This is a genomic window from Streptomyces sp. NPDC017940, from assembly GCF_044328435.1.
Classification (GTDB): domain Bacteria; phylum Actinomycetota; class Actinomycetes; order Streptomycetales; family Streptomycetaceae; genus Streptomyces.
The window spans coordinates 62,680-84,646 of sequence record NZ_JBIRHJ010000012.1 but is presented as its reverse complement, the minus strand read 5'-3'; the positions used below and the strand labels follow the sequence as shown (position 1 = coordinate 84,646).

Here is a 21,967-nt window from a genome sequence, read left to right as displayed (position 1 = left end):
AGCCGAAGGAGTTGGAAATCATGGCCCCTCGTGCCATGACCCACTGGGCCAGGTCTCTCTCCGAAGCCAAGCCGGTGCCCTACTGGCTGGACGACCCGGAGAAGCCCGCGCCCGAGCCCGCCCTCGTCGGCGACGAGTCCTGCGACCTGCTCGTCGTCGGCGGCGGCTACAGCGGCCTGTGGACCGCCCTCATCGCCAAGGAGCGCGACCCCGGCCGTGACGTCGTCCTCGTCGAGGGCCGCGAGATCGGCTGGGCCGCCTCCGGCCGCAACGGCGGCTTCTGCGCCGCCTCCCTCACGCACGGCGTCCCCAACGGCCTGGCGCGCTGGCCGAAGGAGATCGCGAAGCTGGAGGATCTCGGCGCCCGCAACCTCGACGGGATCGAGGCCGCCGTCGCCCGCTACGGCATCGACTGCGACTTCGAGCGCACCGGCGAGATCGACGTCGCCACCGAGCCGCACCAGCTCGACGAGCTCCACGAGATGTACGAGGAGATGGCCGCCCTCGGCCTCACCGGCACCGCCGAACTCCTCGACGAGGACGCCCTGCGGGCACAGGTGGACTCGCCGACGTTCCTCGGCGGCTTCCACGACCGCGACGGCGTCGCCCTGCTGCACCCGGCGAAGCTCGCCTGGGGCCTCAAGCGCGTCTGCCGCGACCTCGGCGTCCGCATCCACGAACACACCCCGGCCCTTCACCTCGCCTCGTCCGGCGCAGGGATGGCGGCCCGCACCCCGTACGGCAGGGTCTTCGCCCGCCAGGTCGCGCTCGGCACGAACGTCTTCCCGTCCCTGGTCAAGCGCGTACGCCCGTACACGATCCCGGTGTACGACTACGCCCTGATGACCGAGCCCCTGACCGCGGACCAGATGGCCGCCATCGGCTGGCGCAACCGCCAGGGCCTCGGTGACGCGGCCAACCAGTTCCACTACTTCCGGCTCTCGGCCGACAACCGCATCCTGTGGGGCGGCTACGACGCCGTCTATCCGTTCGGCGGCAAGGTGCGCGCCGAGTACGACCACCGCCCCGAGACCTACGCGAAGCTCGCAGGGCACTTCTTCACCTGCTTCCCGCAGCTGGAGGGGGTGCGCTTCACCCACGCGTGGGGCGGCGCGATCGACACCTGCTCGCGGTTCTCGGCGTTCTTCGGCACGGCGTACGGGGACAGGGTCGCGTACGCGGCGGGGTACACGGGTCTCGGTGTCGGGGCCACGCGGTTCGGGGCCGACGTGATGCTCGACCTGCTCGCGGGGGAGCGCACCGAGCGCACGGAGCTGGAGATGGTGCGCTCCAAGCCGCTGCCGTTCCCGCCGGAGCCGTTCGCCTGGGCCGGGGTGACCCTCACCAAGTGGGGCCTCGCGCGGGCCGACGAGAACGGCGGCCGGCGCAATGTGTGGCTGCGCGCGATGGACAGGATGGGACTCGGCTTCGACAGCTGATCTCGCGATGCGACTGGTCCCGGGGCGCGACGGCGCACGTTCGTCGGGCGCCGCGCCCCCCTTCACTACCGATCGGTAGCCGAACCCGCGTAATGCGGGCCGCACGGCCGCCTCTCTCTGGTGACACGCGTATCCGCGCGTACACGAGAGGGAGGTCCTGCCATGACGGGCTCGGGTGCCAAATCGGCGGTGGAGTGGCTGGTGTCGGTGGCGCCGGATCCGGACGCCTGCCGCTGGGAGTGGGAGCGCAACCCCCTGGGGGTCGCGCTGCTGCCGGCGGGCAGGCTCTGGGACGTGCTCATCCTGCCGGGCGATCTCGGCCATCCCACCCTGGACGTGCTGTCCCTCGTGGTGGACCGGCCGGGACCCGTGCTAGCCGACTCCGGTGACGCACGTCTCGGGTTCTTCGTGCCCGCGGGCACGGCCGCGCGCTGGGTGGGCACGGGGGTGCGCGGCGCGGGACAGGGCACCTGGATCGTCGTGCCCCACCCGGGGCGGACCACCGGCGGGGTGCGGTGGCTCGTGCCGCCCGACGGCTCCGGCATCCTCGTCGACCCGGCGGTGCTCGAACTGGCGATGCACGAGGCGGCGGCGTCCCTGGTGGGCGAGACGGGCGGCGGCGACACCGCCGACGACGGCACGGAGTGAGGGGGCCGCGAGGCGGGGACGGCCAGGCGCTGCCGGACCGGTGCTGCGAGGCGGGGTCGGCCAGGCGCTGCCGGACCGGTGCTGCGGGGCCAGTGCTGCCGGAAGCCTTGACAAGCGCATTGGTCTGGACCATCTTGAGCGCGTTCTGTTCGGCACCTCTCCGCCCCAATCCCCCCACCGCCGGAGGCAGTTGTGGACAGCTCACGATTCCGCGCACCCCTGCGCAGATCCCGACTCGGAGCCACCGCCGTGGCCGCGGCCCTCGCGCTGGCGGCCACCGGCCTGCTCGCAGCGCCCAGCTCCGCGGACCCGGCGCCCCGCGCGGAACCCGCCCGGGCCGCGGCCGGAGCCCTGCCCGCCCACGCCCTGGTCGGCTATCTGCACGCCAGCTTCGCCAACGGCTCCGGCTACACCCGGCTCGCGGACGTCCCGGCGAGCTGGGACGTGATCGACCTGGCCTTCGGCGAGCCCACGTCCGCCACGTCCGGCGACATCCGGTTCAGCCTCTGTCCGAAGACCGAGTGCCCCAACGTCGAGACCAAGGACGAGTTCAAGGCGGCCGTCAAGGCCAAGCAGGCCCAGGGCAAGAAGGTCCAGATCTCCATCGGCGGCCAGAACGGACAGGTGCAGCTCACCACCACCCAGGCCCGCGACAAGTTCGTCTCGTCGGTCTCCGCGATCATCGACGAGTACGGCCTGGACGGCCTCGACATCGACTTCGAGGGCCACTCCCTGTCGCTGAACGCCAACGACACCGACTTCAAGAACCCCAAGACCCCGGTGATCGTCAACCTGATCTCCGCGGTGAAGACCCTGAAGGCCAAGTACGGCCCGGGCTTCACCCTCACCATGGCCCCCGAGACGTTCTTCGTGCAGCTGGGCTACCAGCACTACGGCCCCGGCCAGTGGGGCGCGGACCCGCGCGCGGGCGCCTACCTGCCGGTCATCCACGCCCTGCGCGACGACCTCACCCTGCTGCACGTCCAGGACTACAACTCAGGGCCGATCATGGGCCTGGACAACCAGTACCACCAGATGGGCGGCGCCGACTTCCACATCGCGATGACCGACATGCTGCTCACCGGCTTCCCGGTCAAGGGCAACACCGCGAACGTGTTCCCGCCGCTGCCCCCGGAGAAGATCGCCATCGGCATGCCCGCATCCGTGAACGCCGGCAACGGCCACGTCTCCCCGAGCGAGGTCAACAAGGCACTGGACTGCCTGACCAAGGGCACCAGCTGCGGCTCCTACAAGACACACGGCAAGTGGCCCGCCCTGCGCGGCCTGATGTCCTGGTCCATCAACTGGGACCGCTTCAACAACTGGCAGTTCTCCAAGAACTTCGACAGCTACTTCGGTCGGTAGCCCGTCCGGTCCGTAGCCCCGCCCTCGACCGGAGTTGAGCGCCGCTCCGGGTCCTGGCCCCGACCGTACCGCGCCTGACAGGCCGTCAGCCCCCAGAGCAGGATGCCGCACAGACACCAGCTCGCGGCGACGTCGAGTGGCCAGTGGTAGCCGCTGCGGACCAGGCCGAGGCCCACGCCCGCGTTCACCAGGGCGCAACCGGTGACCAGGGTGCGGCGGGCCCCGGCCGACAGGAGGGGGAGCAGGAGGAGGGCGGCCGCGCCGTAGGCGACCGTGGCGGTGGCCGTGTGTCCCGAGGGGTAGTAGCCGCTGCCGTCGGCGCCGGGCGGGCCCGCGCGGTCCACGGCGAGCTTCAGCGGGATCACGAGGAGCGGTACGGCCGCCATCGCGACCACGGCCGCCAGCGGCGCGAGCCACCAGCGGAACGCACCGGCTCGCAGGGCGCGCAGGGCGGTGAACGCCACGGCCGCGGCGAGTACGGGAACGGCGACCGGCATGTTGCCCAGGTCGGCGAAGAACTCGGCGGCGGGACCGGGCAGTCGGCTGCCGGCGATGGCGCGGCCCGCCCGTTCGTCGAGGCGGCGCAGCGGGCCCTCGGCGGCCACCTGCCAAGTGCACAGCGCGAAGAGGACACCGAGGGTGAGAGGAAGCCAAGTGGTCGGCCACCTCGGGGCAGGGGGGGGTAGCTCCGAGGTGGCCGAGAGGACCGGGTTGCCGCGCGCCCCGGGGGGTTTGGGGCGGACGGCCATCCGATCGGTGAGGAGTTCCGGAGCCATCGGCTCCAGGTGTGTGCGCGAAGGCACGTCCAGGGCGGGGCTGGGGAGGCTCCGTCCCGGTGTCGCTCACGGTCCCCCGTGAGCGGGGTGTTTCTCTCATCTGTCAAAACCGTACGTCAGGAGGAAGGGGGGCCGACAGGAGGAACGACATCCCGACATGGGGCTCCCACACGTTCTTCACAGGCCCTGACCGTCACCCCAGGTCATGCCTTCCGCACAGCGTGCGGTCCACCCACGTCAGAGGGATGATCCGGGCCCGTGGTGGCGTGAAAGCGCCGGGTACGCGGATCACGTACCCGGCGGGCTCCGGCGCCGTGGGGTGCGGCGCGCACGGCTCGCGGTGCGCGAGCCGTCCGCGCCCCAGAGCTCCGCCCGAGGCTCCGCCCGAGGCTTTGCTCGGGGCTCTGCTCGGGGTTTCGCTCCGGGCTCTGCCCGGACTCCGCTCAGAGTTCCGCGAACGCGGCCTCGATGATGTCCAGGCCCTCGTTCAGGAGCTCGTCGCCGATCACCAGCGGCGGCAGGAAGCGCAGCACGTTGCCGTACGTGCCGCAGGTCAGGACGAGCAGGCCCGCAGCGTGGCAGGCCTTGGCGAGCGCGCCGGTGGCCTCGGGGTTCGGCTCCTTGGTCGCCCTGTCCTTGACCAGCTCGATCGCGATCATCGCGCCGCGGCCGCGGATGTCGCCGACGATGTCGTACTTCTCCGCCATCGCGGCCAGGCGGGCCTTCATGACGGCCTCGATGTTCTTCGCCCTGGCGTTGAGGTCCAGCTCCTTCATGGTCTCGATGGAGCCGAGCGCCGCGGCGCAGGCCACCGGGTTGCCGCCGTAGGTGCCGCCGAGGCCGCCCGCGTGCGCCGCGTCCATGATCTCGGCGCGGCCCGTGACAGCGGCGAGCGGCAGGCCGCCCGCGATGCCCTTGGCCGTCGTGATCAGGTCGGGGACGACACCCTCGTCCTCGCACGCGAACCACTGGCCGGTGCGGCAGAAACCGGACTGGATCTCGTCGGCGACGAAGACGATGCCGTTGTCCGTGGCGAACCGGGACAGGGCGGGCAGGAAGCCCTTCGCGGGCTCGATGAAGCCGCCCTCGCCGAGCACCGGCTCGATGATGATCGCGGCGACGTTCTCGGCACCGACCTGCTTGGAGATCTGGTCGATCGCCTGCGCGGCGGCCTCGGGACCCGCGTTCTCGGCGCCGGTCGGCCAGCGGTAGCCGTACGCCACCGGGACGCGGTAGACCTCCGGCGCGAACGGGCCGAAGCCGTGCTTGTACGGCATGTTCTTCGCCGTCAGGGCCATCGTGAGGTTGGTGCGGCCGTGGTAGCCGTGGTCGAAGACCACGACGGCCTGGCGCCCGGTGTACGCACGGGCGATCTTGACGGCGTTCTCGACGGCCTCGGCGCCGCTGTTGAACAGGGCCGACTTCTTGGCGTGGTCGCCGGGGGTCAGCTCCGCGAGCGCCTCGGCGACGGCCACGTAGCCCTCGTACGGCGTCACCATGAAACAGGTGTGGGTGAAGTCCCGCAGCTGGGCCGAGGCCCGCCGGACGACGGCCTCGGCGGAGGCGCCGACGCTGGTCACGGCGATGCCGGAGCCGAAGTCGATGAGGCGGTTGCCGTCCACGTCCTCGATGACGCCGCCACCGGCGCGCGCCGCGAACACGGGGAGCACGGAGCCCACGCCGCCGGCGACCGCGGCGGTACGGCGGGCTTGCAGCTCCTGCGACTTGGGCCCGGGGATGGCGGTGACGACGCGGCGCTCCTGGGGAAGGTCGGTCATGAGGGCTCCTGGGGGTGGGGTGTTGCGGACGTTCGGCTGCTTTCCTCGCAGGTTAGGGGCGGGGTGGGGGAGCGGGCATGCTCCATGGGGGAGATGTTGGGGAAGGGCGTTGTCCGTGGTGGACATAGCGCCCCTTTGGCGTGATCGGCGCGGGCCCGGCCCCCGGGCGGCGTACGGGCACTAGATTGAGCCGCGCAGCAGCGAACCAGGTAGAACATCGAGCCGCGCATCGGCGAACCGGCAAGACCCGGTGGAACCCGGTAAGCACGGCCAGGACAGGGCAGGTCAGGGGGCAAGGGCCATGACTTCCGACGGTATGTACGACGCTCGCGGTACGCACGCCACGCCGGTGCCGCGGCCGGCGTCGCCGCGCGGTGACGCGGGCGCGCGGCCCGTGCCCCTGCCGCCGCGCCCGGCCCGGGCGCCCGGCACCGCGCCCGGCACCGACGGAGAGGCGTTCCTCGCCTGGCTGCGCACCCCGCGCCCGAAGGCCGCGCCCGGCGTCTGGCGGTTCGGGCACGTGCCGCGGCCCGCGCAGGAGCCGGAGACGGTGCCGACCCGGCAGCTCCTGAGCGGTGCCGTGATCGCCTTCCTGGTCGGCTGGCTCCTGTGGTCGCTCCTGTGGAACGACTACCTCGGCGGCTGGTGGGTGGTGCCGCTCGAACTGTTCCTGCCCGACGCGTGGGTCTACACCGGCGACAGGTTCGGCAACGCCGTCGTCTGGAACACGTACTACACGGCCATCGCCCTCGGCATCATGGTCACCGTGGGCCGCCTCGGCCGCTGGGGCGAGGTCTGGCGCCGCTTCGTCGCCCCGCGCCTCAAGCGCCCCGCGCCGGCCGCGCCGCCGCCCCCGCCCGACGAGGACCCCGCGCAGTGGCCCAAGCTGCGCGCCGCGGGGGCCGGGCCCGCGGCGGACCGCCTGGTCGCCGACGCCCGCGCGGGCCTCATGCGGGACATCGACGTCGCCCGCATCGCCCGCGCCTGGCGCTCGGTGCGCTCCGGCAACAGCCCGCTCGCCGCGTTCACCGAAGCCGTCGTCCGCGACGGCGCCACCGCCTGCCCGCACCCCTCCGGCGACCGGGACCTGCCCGCGCGGGCCGCCCGCCACGACCTCGCCACCGCCCAGGTCAGGATCGGCACCACCGTGGACGATCCGCGCAACCCGTACGCCTACCGCGGCACCGGACTCGCGCTCGGCCCCGACCTCATCGGCACCTCCCTGCTCGCCGTCGGCCCCGCGGGCTCCGGCAAGACCGGCACCGTGGTGTGGCCGCTCGCCGAGTCGCTGTGCCTCCAGGCCCTCGCGGGGCGGGCCGCGGTCGTCGTGGTGGGGGCGGCGGGCGCGGGACTCGGCCCCGGCGACGACTACGACGTGGTGGTACGGGTCGGCCACCCCGACTCCGTGTACGACCTCGACCTCTACGGCGGCACGTCCGACCCCGACGAGGCCGCGGGCATGCTCGCGGAGGCCCTCGTCGGCGACCTCGTCGACCCGCACATCGGCGGCGACCACCGCCGCTCGACGACCGTGCTCGCCCAGCTGCTCGGCCCCTTCCACGCCGTCAACGGCCGCTTCCCCGCCGTGCCGGAGCTGCGCGCCCTGCTCGACGGCGCGCCGGGCCCGCTCGGCGCGCTGCGCACCGCCCTGCAACAGGCGGGGCAGGACGTCATGCTGCGGGAACTCGACGCCCGCGAACGCCAGGCGGGACACCCCGGCGACCCGGGGGCGGTCCTCGCCGACCGCATCGCGCTGCTCGACCGGCCCGCGTTCGCCGCGTTCTTCGACACCTCGGGCCGGTCCACGCCGTTCTCGCTGCGGGCCCTCGACCACCCCGTACGGGTCCGCATCGACCTGCCCGAGCGCGGCCACGCGGACGCGTCCCGCATCCTGGCGCGCCTGGTGCTCGCCCAGTTCACCGCCTCCGCCGCCGTGCGCGAGGACCGTTCGCTCTTCGCCTGCCTCGTCCTCGACGACGCCACCGGCACGGTGACCCCGGAGGCGGTGCGGCGCCTCCAGCGGCTGCGGTCCGCGAACGCGGGCGTCGTCATGACCCTGCGGACCCTCGACGACGCCCCGCGGCCCCTGCGCACACCGCTGCTCGGCGCGGTCGGCTGCCGCATGGCCCTGTCCGGGCTCACACCGTGGGACGGCCAGGACTTCGCGGAGGTCTGGGGCAAGGAGTGGACCGAGGCACGGGACGTCACCGACCGCCAGATCATCGCCGAGACCCCGGCGGGCAAGGCCGTGCACGTACTGCGCCGCGTCATCACCGGGCACGCGCCCACCGCCCGCGCGGTGACCGTCCGCCAGGTCGAGCGGGAGCGCTGGTCCGCGTCGGAGCTGGCCCACGCGGTACCGCCCGGGCACGCGGTCCTCTCCCTGACGGACGTGCGGGGGGAGCACGCGCCACCGCTGCTCGTGGATCTGCGGGGGTGAGGGCGGGGGCGCCCCCGGGGGCGTGTGCCGCACGCGCGCTGCGCCCGCGAGGGGGCGGCGCGGGGAAAAGGCTGCCGTACGTACCCCGCAAGCCGCCCGTGGCGACCGTACGGTGAGGCAGAATCGACCGTAGCCGTCATACGTGGCGGCCAAAAGATCAACAGGTGGGTGCCCGCCGGTCGCAACGGGGCCTCCGGGCGCCCGCCGGCCACGCCCGCAGCACCCGCATCCCACCCCGCACCTCACCCCCGCGCCCGCCCAGGCTCCCGCCCGAGGTCCCCCAGCCGACCGGCCCCGCCGCCGTAGCCCTGAAGGTCCCATGCCCCCCACGCTCGCCTCGCTCGTCCACCACTCCGCGCTCAAGCTGACCGTGCGCGCGGGCGAGGACCGCCTGGACGTCCCCGTGCGCTGGGCGCACGTCAGCGAGCTCGCCGACCCCGTGCCGTACATGGAGGGCGGTGAGCTGCTCCTGATCACCGCCCTGAAGCTGGACGCCGAGGACCCGCAGACCATGGCGCGCTATGTGAAGCGGCTCGTGGGCGCGGGCGTCGTGGGGCTCGGCTTCGCGGTCGGGGTGAACTACCCGGACATCCCCGACGCCCTGGTCGAGGCCGCCGCGGCGGAGGGCCTCCCGCTCATCGAGGTGCCGCGCCGCACCCCCTTCCTCGCCATCAGCAAGGCCGTGTCCGCGGCCATCGCCGCCGACCAGTACCGCGCGGTGACCGCGGGCTTCGCCGCCCAGCGCGAGCTGACCAAGCAGGCACTCGGCGAGGGTGCCCAGGGCCTGCTCGGCGCCCTCGCCGCGCAGGTCGACGGCTGGTCCGCCCTGTACGACGCCTCCGGAGCCGTCGTCGCCACCGCGCCCGAGTGGGCCGCCCGCCGCGCCGCACGGCTCACGCCCGACGTCGAGCGCCTGCGCGAGCGCCCCGCCCCGGCCAGCCTCGTCGTCGCCGGGACCGACGACCGCGTCGAACTGCACAGCCTCGGCACCGGCCGCGGCCCGCGCGCCGCCCTCGCCGTCGGCACCGCGTCCACCCTCGGCACCGCCGACCGGTACGCCGTGCACTCCGCGATCGCCCTGCTCACCCTCACCACCGAGCGGTCCCGCTCGCTCCAGGCCGCGGAGGCCAGGATCGGGGCCGCGGTCCTTCGCATGCTCCTCGCCGGGGAACCGGACCACGCGCGCGCCGTCGCGGGGGACCTGTACGGCGGACTGCTCGACGCCCCCTTCCGGCTGGTCGTCGCGGAGGCCGTGGGAACGCAGGAAGCCGCGGGCGACGCGGCGGGGGCGGGCGGGCGCGGCTGGTCGGGGGGGCTCGTCGACGCCGTCGAGGCGGCCGCGGCGCGCCTGGGCGAGGCGCTGCTCGTAGTGCCGTATGGCGACCGGCTCGTGCTGCTCGTCGCGGACGGCGGGGCGGCGCAGGCGGCCGCCGTCGGGTACGCCGCGACGGTCGACGCGGAGCGGGCCGACGGGCGGGAGCCCGCGGAGGAGCCCGGGCCGCTCATGGGGCTGTCCGCACCGGCCGGGCCCATCGCCGCGGCTTCCGCCTACAAGCAGGCCGAGCAGGCGCTGTCCGTGGCGCGGCGGCGCGGGCGGTGCCTCGTGGAGCACGAGGAGCTGGCCGCGGGGTCGGTGCTTCCGCTGCTCGCGGACGACGCGGTGCGGGCGTTCGCGGACGGGTTGCTGCGGGCCCTGCGGGAGCACGACGCCACCGGGCGCGGGGATCTCGTCGCCTCGCTGCGGGCATGGCTCTCGCGGCACGGGCAGTGGGATGCCGCTGCCGCGGATCTGGGGGTGCACCGGCACACCCTGCGCTACCGGATGCGGCGCGTCGAGGAGATCCTCGGGCGCTCCCTCGACGATCCCGATGTCCGGATGGAGCTGTGGCTGTCCTTGAAGGCGACGGCGGCGGCGGGGGAGTGAGGGGGGCGGGCCCTCGCGGGGCGCCCCTGTCCCGCCCCTTCCCGAACCAAGGGGCTTCGCCCCCTGGGACCCCCTTTGTCGGCGCTGCGCGCCTCGTCCTCGAACGCCGGACGGGCTTCAGTCGCGCTGCGCGCTCGTCCTCAAACGCCGGACGGGCTGGAACTGCCCAGGCTGGAGGATGCGAGGTTCCGACATTCCGGTGCGCCGGAGCGCACGACTACGCCGAGTCGGACAAACCATCGCCGAAACCTCCACCCCTACGGTGGTCCCGTAACCCCCGAAGACGAATGAACCTCCGCGGAAGGGCCGGGAACGACATGACTTCCATCCACGCCTTCTGGCTCGCCGGTCGCCAGACCACCGGTGAGACCACGCTCGACGTCACCTCGCCCTGGGACGGGCGCCTCGTCGCCAAGGCGGCCGTACCCACCGACGCACAGGTGGAGGAGGCCGTGGCCGCCGCCCACGCCGTGCGCGACGAGTTCGCGGCCACCCCGGCGCACGTACGCGCCGCCGCCCTCGACCACGTGAGCCGCAGGCTCGCCGAGCGCACGGAGGAGATCGCGCAGCTCATCTCCGCCGAGAACGGCAAGCCGGTCAAGTGGGCGCGCGGCGAGGTAGGCCGCGCCGTCTCGGTGTTCCGGTTCGCCGCCGAGGAGGCCCGCCGCTTCAACGGCGGCGAGGCCCAGCGCCTGGACACCGACGCGGGCGGCCAGGGCCGGCTCGCCCTCACGCGCCGCTTCCCCAAGGGCGTCGTCCTCGGCATCGCGCCGTTCAACTTCCCGCTGAACCTGTGCGCCCACAAGGTCGCCCCGGCCATCGCCGTCGGTACGCCGATCATCCTCAAGCCGGCTCCGGCGACCCCGCTCTCGGGCCTCGTCATCGGTGAACTGCTCGCCGAGACCGACCTGCCCGCGGGCTCCTGGTCGGTGCTGCCGGTCGCCAACGACAAGATGCCCGCCCTGGTCCAGGACGAGCGCCTGCCCGTGGTGTCCTTCACCGGCTCCGAGAAGGTCGGCTACGCGATCATGGACTCGGTGCCGCGCAAGCACTGCACCCTGGAGCTCGGCGGCAACGGCGCCGCCGTCGTCCTCGGCGACTTCTCCACCGAGGCCGACCTCGACTGGGTCGCCGCCCGCGTCGCGACGTTCTCCAACTACCAGGGCGGCCAGTCCTGCATCTCGGTGCAGCGCGTCATCGCCGACGCGGCCGTGTACGACCGGCTCCTGCCGAAGATCGTCGAAGCGGTGGAGGGCCAGGTCACCGGCGACCCGTCCGACCCCAGGACCGACGTCGGCCCGCTCGTCAGCGAGGACGCCGCCAAGCGGGTGGAGTCCTGGGTCGACGAGGCCGTCCGGGCCGGTGCCCACCTCCTGACGGGCGGCAAGCGCGACGGCGCCACGTACGCGCCGACCGTCCTCACCGACGTGCCCGCGGACACCACCCTCGCCCGCGAGGAGGTCTTCGGCCCGGTCATGACGGTGACGAAGGCCGACGGCGAGCAGGCCGCGTACGACGCCGTCAACGACTCCAAGTACGGCCTCCAGGCAGGCGTGTTCACCCACGACCTCCAGGCCGCCTTCCGGGCCCACCGCGCCCTGGAGGTCGGCGGTGTCGTCATCGGCGACGCGCCCTCCTACCGCGCCGACCAGATGCCGTACGGCGGTGTGAAGCAGTCCGGTGTGGGCCGTGAGGGCGTGCGCTCCGCCATGGAGGACTACACCTACGAGCGCGTCATGGTGCTCACGGGGATCGAGCTGTAACCCCTCCCCGGACCGCGGGGGCGACCCCTCGCACCCCACGGAGAACGGCCGGAGCCCGCTGTGCGGGGGCTCCGGCCGTTCTCGCGCATTCGCCGCACGAGGGCTGGTGACCATGCCGGGAATCGGGTACCAACGATCCAGTAGCACCGGTGAGTAACCAGACGGTCCCCCGATCCCGACTCGCGGCGAGGTGAGCCTCTTGTCCGCACCACACTCCGCACGGCCCAAGGTTTCCGAACACGAGGCCCGGCAGGTCGCCGAGGCCGCCCGCGAGCAGGACTGGCGCAAGCCGAGCTTCGCCAAGGAACTGTTCCTCGGGCGCTTCCGCCTCGATCTGATCCACCCGCACCCGATGCCGTCCGACGAGGCGGCCGAGCGCGGGGAGGAGTTCCTGGCCAAGCTGCGCGACTTCTGCGAGACGAAGATCGACGGAGCGCGCATCGAACGCGAGGCCCGGATCCCCGACGAGGTCATCGACGGCCTCAAGGAAATCGGCGCGCTCGGCATGAAGATCGACACGAAGTACGGCGGGCTCGGCCTCACGCAGGTGTACTACAACAAGGCGCTCGCCCTCGTCGGCTCCGCCAGCCCCGCCGTCGGCGCCCTCCTCTCGGCGCACCAGTCGATCGGCGTACCGCAGCCCTTGAAGCAGTTCGGCACCCAGGAGCAGCGGGACGAATTCCTGCCCCGGTGCGCCCGCACGGACATCTCCGCGTTCCTGCTCACCGAGCCCGACGTGGGCTCCGACCCGGCCCGCCTCGCGACGACCGCCGTGCCGGACGGCGACTCCTACGTCCTCGACGGCGTGAAGCTGTGGACCACCAACGGCGTGGTGGCGGACCTGCTCGTCGTCATGGCGCGGGTGCCGAGGTCCGAAGGGCACAGGGGCGGCATCACCGCGTTCGTCGTCGAGGCGGCGTCCGAGGGCGTCACGGTGGAGCACCGCAACGCCTTCATGGGCCTGCGCGGCCTGGAGAACGGCGTGACCCGCTTCCACCGGGTGCGGGTGCCGGCCGCCCACCGCATCGGCCCCGAGGGCGCGGGCCTGAAGATCGCGCTGACCACCCTGAACACCGGCCGCCTCTCGCTGCCCGCCATGTGCGTCGGCGCGGGCAAGTGGTGCCTGAAGATCGCCCGGGAGTGGTCGGGGGCCCGCGAGCAGTGGGGCAAGCCCGTCGCCCTGCACGAGGCGGTCGGCTCGAAGATCTCCTTCATCGCCGCGACCACCTTCGCCCTGGAGGCGGTCCTCGACCTGTCGTCGCAGATGGCCGACGAGGACCGCAACGACATCCGCATCGAGGCCGCGCTCGCCAAGCTCTACGGCTCCGAGATGGCCTGGCTGATGGCCGACGAACTGGTGCAGATCCGCGGCGGCCGCGGCTTCGAGACCGCGGAGTCCCTGGCCGCCCGCGGCGAGCGCGCCGTGCCCGCCGAGCAGATCCTGCGCGACCTGCGCATCAACCGCATCTTCGAGGGCTCGACGGAGATCATGCACCTGCTGATCGCCCGGGAGGCCGTGGACGCCCATCTGAAGGTCGCGGGGGACCTGATCGACCCGGGGAAGTCCCTGTCCGACAAGGCACGGGCCGGGGCCGCAGCGGGTGCCTTCTACGCCCGCTGGCTGCCCAAGCTGGTCACCGGCCCCGGTCAGCTCCCGCGCAGCTACGCCGACTTCCACCCCGCGGGCCACCCGGACCTCTCCGGCCATCTGCGCTACGTCGAGCGCACGGCCCGCAAGCTGGCCCGCTCCACGTTCTACGCGATGTCGCGCTGGCAGGGCCGCATGGAGACCAAGCAGGGCTTCCTCGGCCGCATCGTCGACATAGGAGCGGAGCTCTTCGCGATGAGCGCGGCCTGCGTACGCGCCGAACTGCTGCGCACCACCGAGGAGTACGGCCGCGAGGCCTACCAGCTCGCCGACGTCTTCTGCAAGCAGTCCCGCATCCGCGTCGAGGAACTCTTCGGCCGCCTGTGGACCAACACCGACGACCTGGACCGCAAGGTCGTCAAGGGCGTCCTCGCGGGCACCTACACCTGGCTGGAGCAGGGTGTCGTCGACCCCAGCGGGGACGGTCCCTGGATCGCGGACGCGACCCCGGGACCCGCGCGAGGGGAGAACGTCCACCGCCCGATCCGCTGAGCCATCGGCCGCCCGGCACGTTTGGGCCCGTCCGGCGTTCGAGGACGAGGCACGAAACGGCGGAGCACCTCGGTGAAGCCACCGGGCGAAGCCGAGAGGCGCTGTCGGAAGCGGGCCCCGCTGCGGCCACAATGGGGGCATGAGCGAAAGCCCCGCACCCCTCGCCGACCCGCACCTCGTCTTCGACCCGGTCGGCACCGACGCCCCGCGGAACATCGTCGTCCTCGGCTCGACGGGCTCGATCGGCACGCAGGCCGTCGACCTCGTGCTGCGCAACCCCGGCCGCTTCCGCGTCACGGCCCTGTCCGCCGCGGGCGGCCGGGTGGCGCTCCTCGCCGAGCAGGCCAGGCGGCTGCGGGTGCGGACCGTCGCGGTGGCCCGCGAGGACGCGGTGCCCGCGTTGCGGGAGGCGCTGCGGGCGGAGTACGGCGCGGGGGAGCCGCTGCCCGAGATCCTCGCGGGACCCGACGCGGCCACCCAACTGGCCGCCTCCCCCTGCCACACGGTGCTCAACGGCATCACCGGCTCCATCGGGCTCGCCCCCACGCTCGCCGCCCTCAAGGCCGGGCGCACGCTCGCCCTCGCCAACAAGGAGTCGCTGATCGTCGGCGGCCCCCTGGTCAAGGCCCTGGCCGCGCCCGGGCAGATCATCCCGGTGGACTCCGAGCACGCCGCGCTCTTCCAGGCCCTCGCGGCCGGCACGCGCGCGGACGTGCGCAAGCTCGTCGTCACCGCGTCCGGCGGCCCCTTCCGCGGGCGCACCAAGGCCGACCTCGCGCACGTCACCCCCGAGGACGCGCTCGCGCACCCCACCTGGGCGATGGGCCCGGTCATCACGGTCAACTCCGCGACGCTCGTCAACAAGGGCCTGGAGGTCATCGAGGCCCACCTCCTCTACGACATCCCCTTCGACCGCATCGAGGTGGTCGTGCACCCGCAGTCGTACGTGCACTCCATGGTCGAGTTCGCCGACGGCTCCACCCTGGCCCAGGCCACCCCGCCGGACATGAGCGGCCCCATCGCCATCGGCATCGGCTGGCCCGAGCGGGTGCCGGACGCGGCCCCCGCGTTCGACTGGACCAAGGCCTCGACCTGGGAGTTCTTCCCGCTCGACGAGGACGCGTTTCCGTCGGTCGGGCTCGCCCGGCACGTCGGGGAGCTCGCGGGCACGGCTCCGGCGGTGTTCAATGCCGCCAACGAGGAATGCGTGGACGCCTTCCTGGCGGGCGCGCTGCCCTTCAACGGCATCATGGAGACCGTGACCCGGGTCGTCGCCGAACACGGCACGCCGAGCGCGGGAACCTCCCTGACCGTGGCGGACGTCCTCGAAGCGGAGACCTGGGCGCGCGCCCGGGCCCGTGAACTGACGGCCACGACCACCTCGCCGGCGACGGCGGGGAACCACACGACCGCGGAGGCTCGTGCATGACGACCCTGATGATGATCCTCGGCATAGTCGTCTTCGTGGTCGGGCTGTTGTTCTCGATCGCCTGGCACGAGCTCGGCCACCTCTCGACCGCGAAGATGTTCGGCATCCGCGTGCCGCAGTACATGGTGGGCTTCGGGCCGACCCTGTTCTCGCGCAGGAGAGGCGACACCGAGTACGGCGTCAAGGCCATCCCGCTCGGCGGCTACATCCGCATGATCGGCATGTTCCCGCCCGGCCCGGACGGGAAGATAGAGGCACGCTCCACCTCGCCCTGGCGCGGCATGATCGAGGACGCCCGCTCGGCGGCGTTCGAGGAACTCAAGCCGGGTGACGAGAGCCGCCTCTTCTACACGCGCAAGCCCTGGAAGCGCGTGATCGTGATGTTCGCCGGTCCCTTCATGAACCTGGTCCTGGCCGTCGTGATCTTCCTCGGTGTGATGATGACCTTCGGCATCAGCACCCAGACGACGTCCGTCGGCAAGGTCTCGGACTGCGTCATCGAGGCCGGCCAGAACCGCAGCACCTGCGAGAAGGGCGACAAGCCCGCCCCGGCCAAGGCCGCGGGCCTGCGGGCGGGTGACAAGATCGTCGCCTTCCAGGGCGAGCCCGTCGACGACTGGTCGGCGCTCCAGACGAAGATCCGCGAGACCGTCGGCCCCGCGACCATCACCGTGGAGCGCGACGGCGAGCGCACCGACCTGCACGCGAACCTGATCAGGAACCAGGTCAGCAAGACCGACGGCGAGGGCGGCTACGTCGAGGGCAGCTACGTCTACGCCGGCTTCCTCGGCTTCACCCCGGCGTCCGGCATCGTCCAGCAGTCCTTCGGCCAGTCCGTGGACCGCATGGGCAGCATGATGGAGAACGGCGTCGAGTCCATCGTCGCGCTGCCCTCCAAGGTCCCCGACCTGTGGAACGCGGCCTTCGGCGACGGCGACCGCAAGCAGGACTCGCCGATGGGCGTCGTCGGCGCGGCCCGGGTCGGCGGCGAGGTGTTCACCCTGGACATCCCGCCGGAGAACCAGGTCGCGATGATGCTGTTCCTGCTCGCCGGGTTCAACCTGTCGCTGTTCCTGTTCAACATGCTGCCCCTGCTGCCGCTCGACGGCGGGCACATCGCGGGGGCCCTGTGGGAGTCGCTGCGCCGCAACGCGGCGAAGGTGCTGCGCCGTCCCGACCCCGGCCCCTTCGACGTGGCGAAGCTGATGCCGGTCGCCTACGTCGTCGCCGGGATCTTCATCTGCTTCACGATCCTGGTGCTCATCGCGGATGTGGTCAACCCGGTGAGAATCTCCTAGACGCGCGAGGTTTGCGGCGGTCGGGCACCGTGTGTGGCCGACCGCCGCAGTGTGTGCGAGCACACCCGCCAACGGGTGGACATCGGGGCGGGATGTGCCGCGGCCCGCCGGGGTGTCGTAACCTCGAACCCGCGCATGAGCGATGTGGCAGCGAAGCTGCGACGTACCAGCGAACCCGTGGAGCCCGGTGCCCGCCGGACTCGGGACCTCGATCCGGACCTTGACCCACACCTTGGGGATGCACGCCAGATGACTGCCGTTTCTCTCGGAATCCCGTCCGTTCCGACCAAGCTCGCCGACCGCAGGGTCAGCCGCAGGATCCAGGTCGGTCCGGTGGCCGTAGGCGGGGACGCGCCGGTCTCGGTGCAGTCGATGACGACGACGCGCACCTCCGACATCGGGGCGACGTTGCAGCAGATCGCGGAGCTGACGGCGTCGGGGTGCCAGATCGTGCGGGTGGCGTGCCCGACGCAGGACGACGCGGACGCCCTCGCGACGATCGCGCGGAAGTCGCAGATCCCGGTGATCGCCGACATCCACTTCCAGCCGAAGTACGTGTTCGCCGCGATCGAGGCCGGGTGCGCCGCGGTCCGCGTGAACCCGGGCAACATCAAGCAGTTCGACGACAAGGTCAAGGAGATCGCGCGGGCGGCGAAGGACCACGGCACACCGATCCGGATCGGCGTGAACGCGGGATCCCTCGACGCGCGGCTCCTGAAGAAGTACGGCAAGGCGACGCCGGAGGCCCTCGTGGAGTCGGCGCTGTGGGAGGCGTCGCTGTTCGAGGAGCACGACTTCCGGGACATCAAGATCTCGGTGAAGCACAACGACCCGGTCGTCATGGTCAACGCCTACCGGCAGCTGGCCGCGCAGTGCGACTACCCCCTGCACCTGGGCGTCACGGAAGCGGGCCCGGCCTTCCAGGGGACGATCAAGTCGGCGGTGGCGTTCGGCGCGCTCCTGAGCGAGGGCATCGGCGACACCATCCGCGTCTCGCTCTCCGCACCGCCCGCGGAGGAGGTCAAGGTCGGCATCCAGATCCTGGAGTCGCTGAACCTGCGCCAGCGCCGCCTGGAGATCGTGTCCTGCCCCTCCTGCGGTCGCGCCCAGGTGGATGTGTACAAGCTGGCGGACGAGGTGACGGCGGGCCTCGAGGGCATGGAGGTGCCGTTGCGGGTCGCGGTCATGGGCTGTGTCGTCAACGGCCCCGGCGAGGCGCGCGAGGCGGACCTCGGCGTCGCCTCCGGCAACGGCAAGGGGCAGATCTTCGTCAAGGGCGAGGTCATCAAGACCGTGCCGGAGTCGAAGATCGTGGAGACCCTGATCGACGAGGCCATGAAGATCGCCGAACAGATGGAGAAGGACGGCGTGATGTCGGGCGAGCCCGAGGTCACGATCAGCTAGTCCCGGCCCCGGCGCATGCGGCAGGGGCCCCGCGGGCAACCGGGCGGCAGCAGACAATCCCGCCAGGTACAGTGCGGAGATCAGCAGACCGTATGGTGAGGCCCCCGCACGTGTTGACCCAGACCACCACCAGGGTCCTCGAACCGAGTGACCTGGACGCGGCGCTCGCGGTACTCGACCGCGAGCCGGTCGCCAATGCCTTCGTCACCGCCCGGGTGCGCGTCGCGGGCCTCGACCCGTGGCGCCTCGGCGGCGAGATGTGGGGCTGGTACGAGGACGGCATGCTGGAGTCCCTGTGCTACGCGGGCGCCAACCTCGTCCCGATCTGCGCGACCCCCCGCGCCGTGCGCGGCTTCGCCGACCGGGCCCGCAGGGCGGGGCGCCGCTGCTCCTCCATCGTCGGCCCCGCCGAGGCCACCGCCCGGCTGTGGCGGCTGCTCGAACCGTCCTGGGGCCCGGCCCGCGAGGTCCGCTCCCAGCAGCCGCTGATGGTCGCCGAACGGCTCCCCGATGACATCGCGCCCGACCCGTACGTCCGCCGCGTCCGCAAGGACGAGATGGAGACGATCATGCCGGCGTGCGTGGCGATGTTCACCGAGGAGGTCGGCATCTCCCCGCTCGCCGGTGACGGCGGACTGCTCTACCAGGCCCGGGTCGCCGAACTCGTCGGCTCAGGACGCTCCTTCGCCCGCCTCGACGCCGACGGCCGTGTCGTCTTCAAGGCCGAGATCGGCGCCGCGACGGACCTGGCGTGCCAGGTGCAGGGCGTGTGGGTGGCGCCCGAGTACCGGGGGCAGGGGTACGCGGCCCCCGGCATGGCCGCCGTCCTGCGGTACGCCCTCGCGGACGTGGCGCCCCTCGTCAGCCTCTACGTCAACGACTTCAACACGGCGGCACGCGCCACCTACCGCCGGGTCGGCTTCAAGGAAGTCGGCGCCTTCATGAGCGTCCTGTTCTGAACCTCGCGGCCATCGGACACTTCCGGTCGGGGGAGCCCCGTCGGGGGCGCGGGGAACCGCGCGCTCAGCGCGCGACAAGCCGCAGACGCGTCTGCGCAGTTGCCCGGCAGACGCGCCTGCGGCTTTCTCGTGGCTGGTCGCGCCCACGCGGCGGAGCCGCACATCGATACAGCCCCGCGCCCCCGACGGGGCACCGGCGAAGTAGGGTGCCCGCATGACGGACGAAGTCGTGATCGGGCCCCTGGACCTCGCCGAGCGAGTGGACGACGCGCTGCGCGTGCAGGCCCTCGCCTTCGGGCTCAGCGACGACGAGATCGCGGTACGCCACCAGATCGTCCTGCGCCACCTCACCTACCCCGGGGCGCGGGCGTACGGCGCGACCACCGGCGACGGGCGGCTCGTCGGCTTCGTCTACGGCATGCCCAACGACCGCGGACACTGGTGGTCCACGGTCGTCGAGCCCTACCTCCGCGGCTGGGGCCTCGACGACTGGCTCGACGACTCCTTCGTGATCACCGAGCTGCACGTACACCCCGGCCACCAGGGCCGCGGCATCGGCCGCGCCCTGATCACCACCATCACGGACACCGCCGCCGAGCCCCGCTCGATCCTCTCCGCCATCGACACCGAGAGCCCCGCCCGCGGCCTGTACCGCGCGCTCGGCTACACCGACCTGGCGTGCAACGTCCTCTTCCCGAGCGCACCCAAGCCGTACGCCGTGATGGGCGCCCCGCTGCCGCTCGCGCGCCCCGCGCGGGACTGACGGCCGGGAAACGGATTTCCGGGTGCGCGCTCACCGGGGCTAACCTGCGCGCACCACACTTTTCGTAGCAGGAGTTCATCATGGCCCAGGTCCAGCGCATGTCCCGTTTGATGGTCAAGACACTGCGCGACGACCCGGCGGACGCGGAGACGCTCAACCACAAGCTGCTCGTGCGCGCCGGCTACGTACGCCGCACCGCCGCGGGCATCTGGACCTGGCTGCCGCTCGGCAAGAAGGTCTACGAGAACGTCGCCCGCGTCGTGCGCGAGGAGATGGACGCCATCGGCGGCCAGGAGGTCCTGCTCCCCGCCCTGCTGCCCAAGGAGCCCTACGAGGCGAGCGGGCGCTACGAGGAGTACGGCGACCTGCTGTTCCGCCTCAAGGACCGCAAGGGCTCCGACTACGTCCTCGGCCCCACCCACGAGGAGATCTTCACCCAGGTCGTCAAGGACCAGTGCTCGTCCTACAAGGACCTGCCGGTGATCCTCTACCAGATCCAGACCAAGTACCGCGACGAGGCCCGCCCCCGCGCCGGTGTGCTGCGCGGCCGCGAGTTCCAGATGAAGGACTCGTACTCCTTCGACACCTCCGACGAGGGCCTCGCCGAGGCGTACGCCCTGCACCGCGGCGCCTACCAGCGCATCTTCGAGCGCCTCGGCCTGGACTACCGCATCGTGTCCGCCGTGTCCGGCGCCATGGGCGGCTCGGCGTCCGAGGAGTTCCTCGCGCCCGCGCCCGCCGGTGAGGACACCTTCGTGGACTGTCCCGAGTGCGACTACGCGGCGAACACCGAGGCCGTGACCTTCGCCCTGAAGCCGGTGCCCGTCGAAGGGCACGCCGCCGCCGAGGAACTCGACACCCCCGACACCCCCACCATCGAGACCCTCGCCGAGCACCTGGGCGTCCCGGCCTCCGCCACCCTCAAGAACCTCCTCGTCAAGGTCGACGGCGAGATCGTCGCCGTCGGCGTGCCCGGCGACCGCGAGGTCGACCTCGGCAAGCTCGCCGAGCACCTCGCCCCCGCCGCGGTCGAGCTGGTCACCGCCGAGGACTTCGAGGGCCGCGACGACCTGGTACGCGGCTACGTCGGCCCCCAGGGCCTCGGCAAGGTCCGCTACATCGCCGACCCGCGCGTCGCCCCCGGCACCTCCTGGATCACCGGTGCCAACAAGCCCGACACCCACGCCCGCAACGTCGTCTGCGGCCGTGACTTCGAGGTCGACGACTACCTGGACGTCGTCGTGGTCGAGGCCGGCGACCCCTGCCCCGCCTGCGGCGCGGGCCTGAAGCTGGGCCGCGCGATCGAGATCGGCCACATCTTCCAGCTCGGCCGCAAGTACGCCGACACCTTCCAGCTCGACGTCCTCGGCCAGAACGGCAAGCCCGTCCGCGTCACCATGGGCTCCTACGGCATCGGTGTCTCCCGCGCCGTCGCCGCGCTCGTCGAGCAGACCGCCGACGAGCAGGGGCTCTGCTGGTCCAAGGAGGTCGCTCCCGCCGACGTGCACGTCGTCGCCGCGGGCAAGGCCGTGCAGACCGAGCTGGCCCTCGACGTGGCCGCGCAGCTCGGGGCCGCCGGGGTGCGGGTGCTCGTCGACGACCGGGCCGGTGTCTCGCCCGGCGTCAAGTTCACCGACGCCGAGCTGATCGGTGTCCCGCAGATCCTGGTCGCGGGGCGCCGCTCCGCGGAGGGGGTCTTGGAGCTCAAGAACCGGCGCACCGGTGAGCGGGAGGAACTCACCGTGGCGGAGGCCATCGCCCGCCTGTCGGCGTAGGACCTGGGGCTCCGCCCCAGACCCCGTATCGGCGCTCCGCGCCTCGTCCTCAATCGCCGGACGGGC

14 protein-coding genes and 1 pseudogene are annotated in these 21,967 nt (G+C 72.5%); 13 read left to right on the top strand and 2 right to left on the bottom strand.

All coding sequences use genetic code 11. The annotated features are described in order from the left end of the window. The first annotated feature begins 20 nt into the window (after positions 1 to 20). The 3 genes and pseudogenes from ACH4DX_RS32435 to ACH4DX_RS32425 form a co-directional block, all read left to right on the top strand. Complete coding sequence (locus ACH4DX_RS32435) at positions 21 to 1,439, top strand: NAD(P)/FAD-dependent oxidoreductase (RefSeq protein ID WP_398157712.1); 1,419 nt, start codon at positions 21 to 23, stop codon at positions 1,437 to 1,439. A 162-nt stretch (positions 1,440 to 1,601) separates the two neighbouring features. Continuing rightward, positions 1,602 to 2,087 carry a hypothetical protein gene (locus ACH4DX_RS32430; protein ID WP_398157711.1) on the top strand — a complete coding sequence of 162 codons (486 nt, stop codon included), beginning with the start codon at positions 1,602 to 1,604 and terminating at the stop codon, positions 2,085 to 2,087. Positions 2,088 to 2,438: 351 nt separating this feature from the next. Continuing rightward, positions 2,439 to 3,452: pseudogene (locus ACH4DX_RS32425) on the top strand (chitinase); the annotation flags it as partial. Here the strand turns inward: ACH4DX_RS32425 and ACH4DX_RS32420 are convergent. Together ACH4DX_RS32420 and gabT are read right to left on the bottom strand one after the other, a co-directional pair. After that, a complete protein-coding gene (locus tag ACH4DX_RS32420) occupies positions 3,437 to 4,057 on the bottom strand; it encodes a phosphatase PAP2 family protein (RefSeq protein ID WP_398157710.1) in 621 nt (206 codons plus the stop codon). The pseudogene ACH4DX_RS32425 and the gene ACH4DX_RS32420 sit on opposite strands and share 16 nt — an antisense overlap. Before the next feature lie 614 nt (positions 4,058 to 4,671). Beyond that, entirely contained in the window at positions 4,672 to 6,006 is a 1,335-nt protein-coding gene (gabT, locus tag ACH4DX_RS32415; protein WP_398123073.1) for a 4-aminobutyrate--2-oxoglutarate transaminase, read from the bottom strand. 301 nt (positions 6,007 to 6,307) lie between these two features. On the opposite strand from gabT, the gene ACH4DX_RS32410 reads away from it, so the two are divergent. The 10 genes from ACH4DX_RS32410 (at position 6,308) to ACH4DX_RS32365 (ending at position 21,901) form a co-directional block, all read left to right on the top strand. After that, entirely contained in the window at positions 6,308 to 8,446 is a 2,139-nt protein-coding gene (locus ACH4DX_RS32410) for an ATP-binding protein (protein ID WP_398157709.1), read from the top strand. A 319-nt stretch (positions 8,447 to 8,765) separates the two neighbouring features. After that, positions 8,766 to 10,370 carry a PucR family transcriptional regulator gene (locus ACH4DX_RS32405; protein ID WP_398157708.1) on the top strand — a complete coding sequence of 535 codons (1,605 nt, stop codon included), beginning with the start codon at positions 8,766 to 8,768 and terminating at the stop codon, positions 10,368 to 10,370. Positions 10,371 to 10,687: 317 nt separating this feature from the next. Continuing rightward, positions 10,688 to 12,133, top strand: a complete 1,446-nt coding sequence (locus ACH4DX_RS32400) for an aldehyde dehydrogenase family protein (protein WP_398157707.1) — start codon at positions 10,688 to 10,690, stop codon at positions 12,131 to 12,133. Positions 12,134 to 12,323: 190 nt separating this feature from the next. Beyond that, positions 12,324 to 14,273, top strand: a complete 1,950-nt coding sequence (locus ACH4DX_RS32395) for an acyl-CoA dehydrogenase family protein (protein ID WP_398157706.1) — start codon at positions 12,324 to 12,326, stop codon at positions 14,271 to 14,273. 139 nt (positions 14,274 to 14,412) lie between these two features. After that, a complete protein-coding gene (dxr, locus tag ACH4DX_RS32390) occupies positions 14,413 to 15,702 on the top strand; it encodes a 1-deoxy-D-xylulose-5-phosphate reductoisomerase (RefSeq protein ID WP_398123078.1) in 1,290 nt (429 codons plus the stop codon). Continuing rightward, positions 15,699 to 17,000: a M50 family metallopeptidase gene (locus ACH4DX_RS32385; RefSeq protein WP_398157705.1), complete on the top strand. Its 1,302-nt coding sequence runs from the start codon at positions 15,699 to 15,701 to the stop codon at positions 16,998 to 17,000. The genes dxr and ACH4DX_RS32385 overlap by 4 nt, the downstream gene beginning before the upstream one ends. 249 nt (positions 17,001 to 17,249) lie before the next feature. Then, positions 17,250 to 18,404 carry a flavodoxin-dependent (E)-4-hydroxy-3-methylbut-2-enyl-diphosphate synthase gene (gene ispG, locus ACH4DX_RS32380; protein ID WP_398123080.1) on the top strand — a complete coding sequence of 385 codons (1,155 nt, stop codon included), beginning with the start codon at positions 17,250 to 17,252 and terminating at the stop codon, positions 18,402 to 18,404. A gap of 110 nt (positions 18,405 to 18,514) precedes the next feature. After that, the gene (locus tag ACH4DX_RS32375; RefSeq protein WP_398123081.1) at positions 18,515 to 19,363 is read left to right on the top strand and encodes a GNAT family N-acetyltransferase; all 849 of its coding nucleotides are present in this window, start codon (positions 18,515 to 18,517) and stop codon (positions 19,361 to 19,363) included. 214 nt (positions 19,364 to 19,577) lie between these two features. Further along, positions 19,578 to 20,126, top strand: coding sequence for a GNAT family N-acetyltransferase (locus tag ACH4DX_RS32370; RefSeq protein WP_398123082.1), 549 nt, complete (start codon positions 19,578 to 19,580; stop codon positions 20,124 to 20,126). Positions 20,127 to 20,206: 80 nt separating this feature from the next. Further along, positions 20,207 to 21,901: a proline--tRNA ligase gene (locus tag ACH4DX_RS32365; protein WP_398123083.1), complete on the top strand. Its 1,695-nt coding sequence runs from the start codon at positions 20,207 to 20,209 to the stop codon at positions 21,899 to 21,901. Positions 21,902 to 21,967 lie beyond the last annotated feature (66 nt).

Coding starts and splice junctions, on each gene's coding strand:
- ACH4DX_RS32370 (WP_398123082.1), top strand. CDS start 19,578: ATGACGGACGAAGTCGTGATCGGGCCCCTGGACCTCGCCGAGCGAGTG.
- ACH4DX_RS32365 (WP_398123083.1), top strand. CDS start 20,207: ATGGCCCAGGTCCAGCGCATGTCCCGTTTGATGGTCAAGACACTGCGC.
- ACH4DX_RS32435 (WP_398157712.1), top strand. CDS start 21: ATGGCCCCTCGTGCCATGACCCACTGGGCCAGGTCTCTCTCCGAAGCC.
- ACH4DX_RS32410 (WP_398157709.1), top strand. CDS start 6,308: ATGACTTCCGACGGTATGTACGACGCTCGCGGTACGCACGCCACGCCG.
- ispG (WP_398123080.1), top strand. CDS start 17,250: ATGACTGCCGTTTCTCTCGGAATCCCGTCCGTTCCGACCAAGCTCGCC.
- ACH4DX_RS32430 (WP_398157711.1), top strand. CDS start 1,602: ATGACGGGCTCGGGTGCCAAATCGGCGGTGGAGTGGCTGGTGTCGGTG.
- ACH4DX_RS32400 (WP_398157707.1), top strand. CDS start 10,688: ATGACTTCCATCCACGCCTTCTGGCTCGCCGGTCGCCAGACCACCGGT.
- dxr (WP_398123078.1), top strand. CDS start 14,413: ATGAGCGAAAGCCCCGCACCCCTCGCCGACCCGCACCTCGTCTTCGAC.
- gabT (WP_398123073.1), bottom strand. CDS start 6,006: ATGACCGACCTTCCCCAGGAGCGCCGCGTCGTCACCGCCATCCCCGGG.
- ACH4DX_RS32385 (WP_398157705.1), top strand. CDS start 15,699: ATGACGACCCTGATGATGATCCTCGGCATAGTCGTCTTCGTGGTCGGG.
- ACH4DX_RS32405 (WP_398157708.1), top strand. CDS start 8,766: ATGCCCCCCACGCTCGCCTCGCTCGTCCACCACTCCGCGCTCAAGCTG.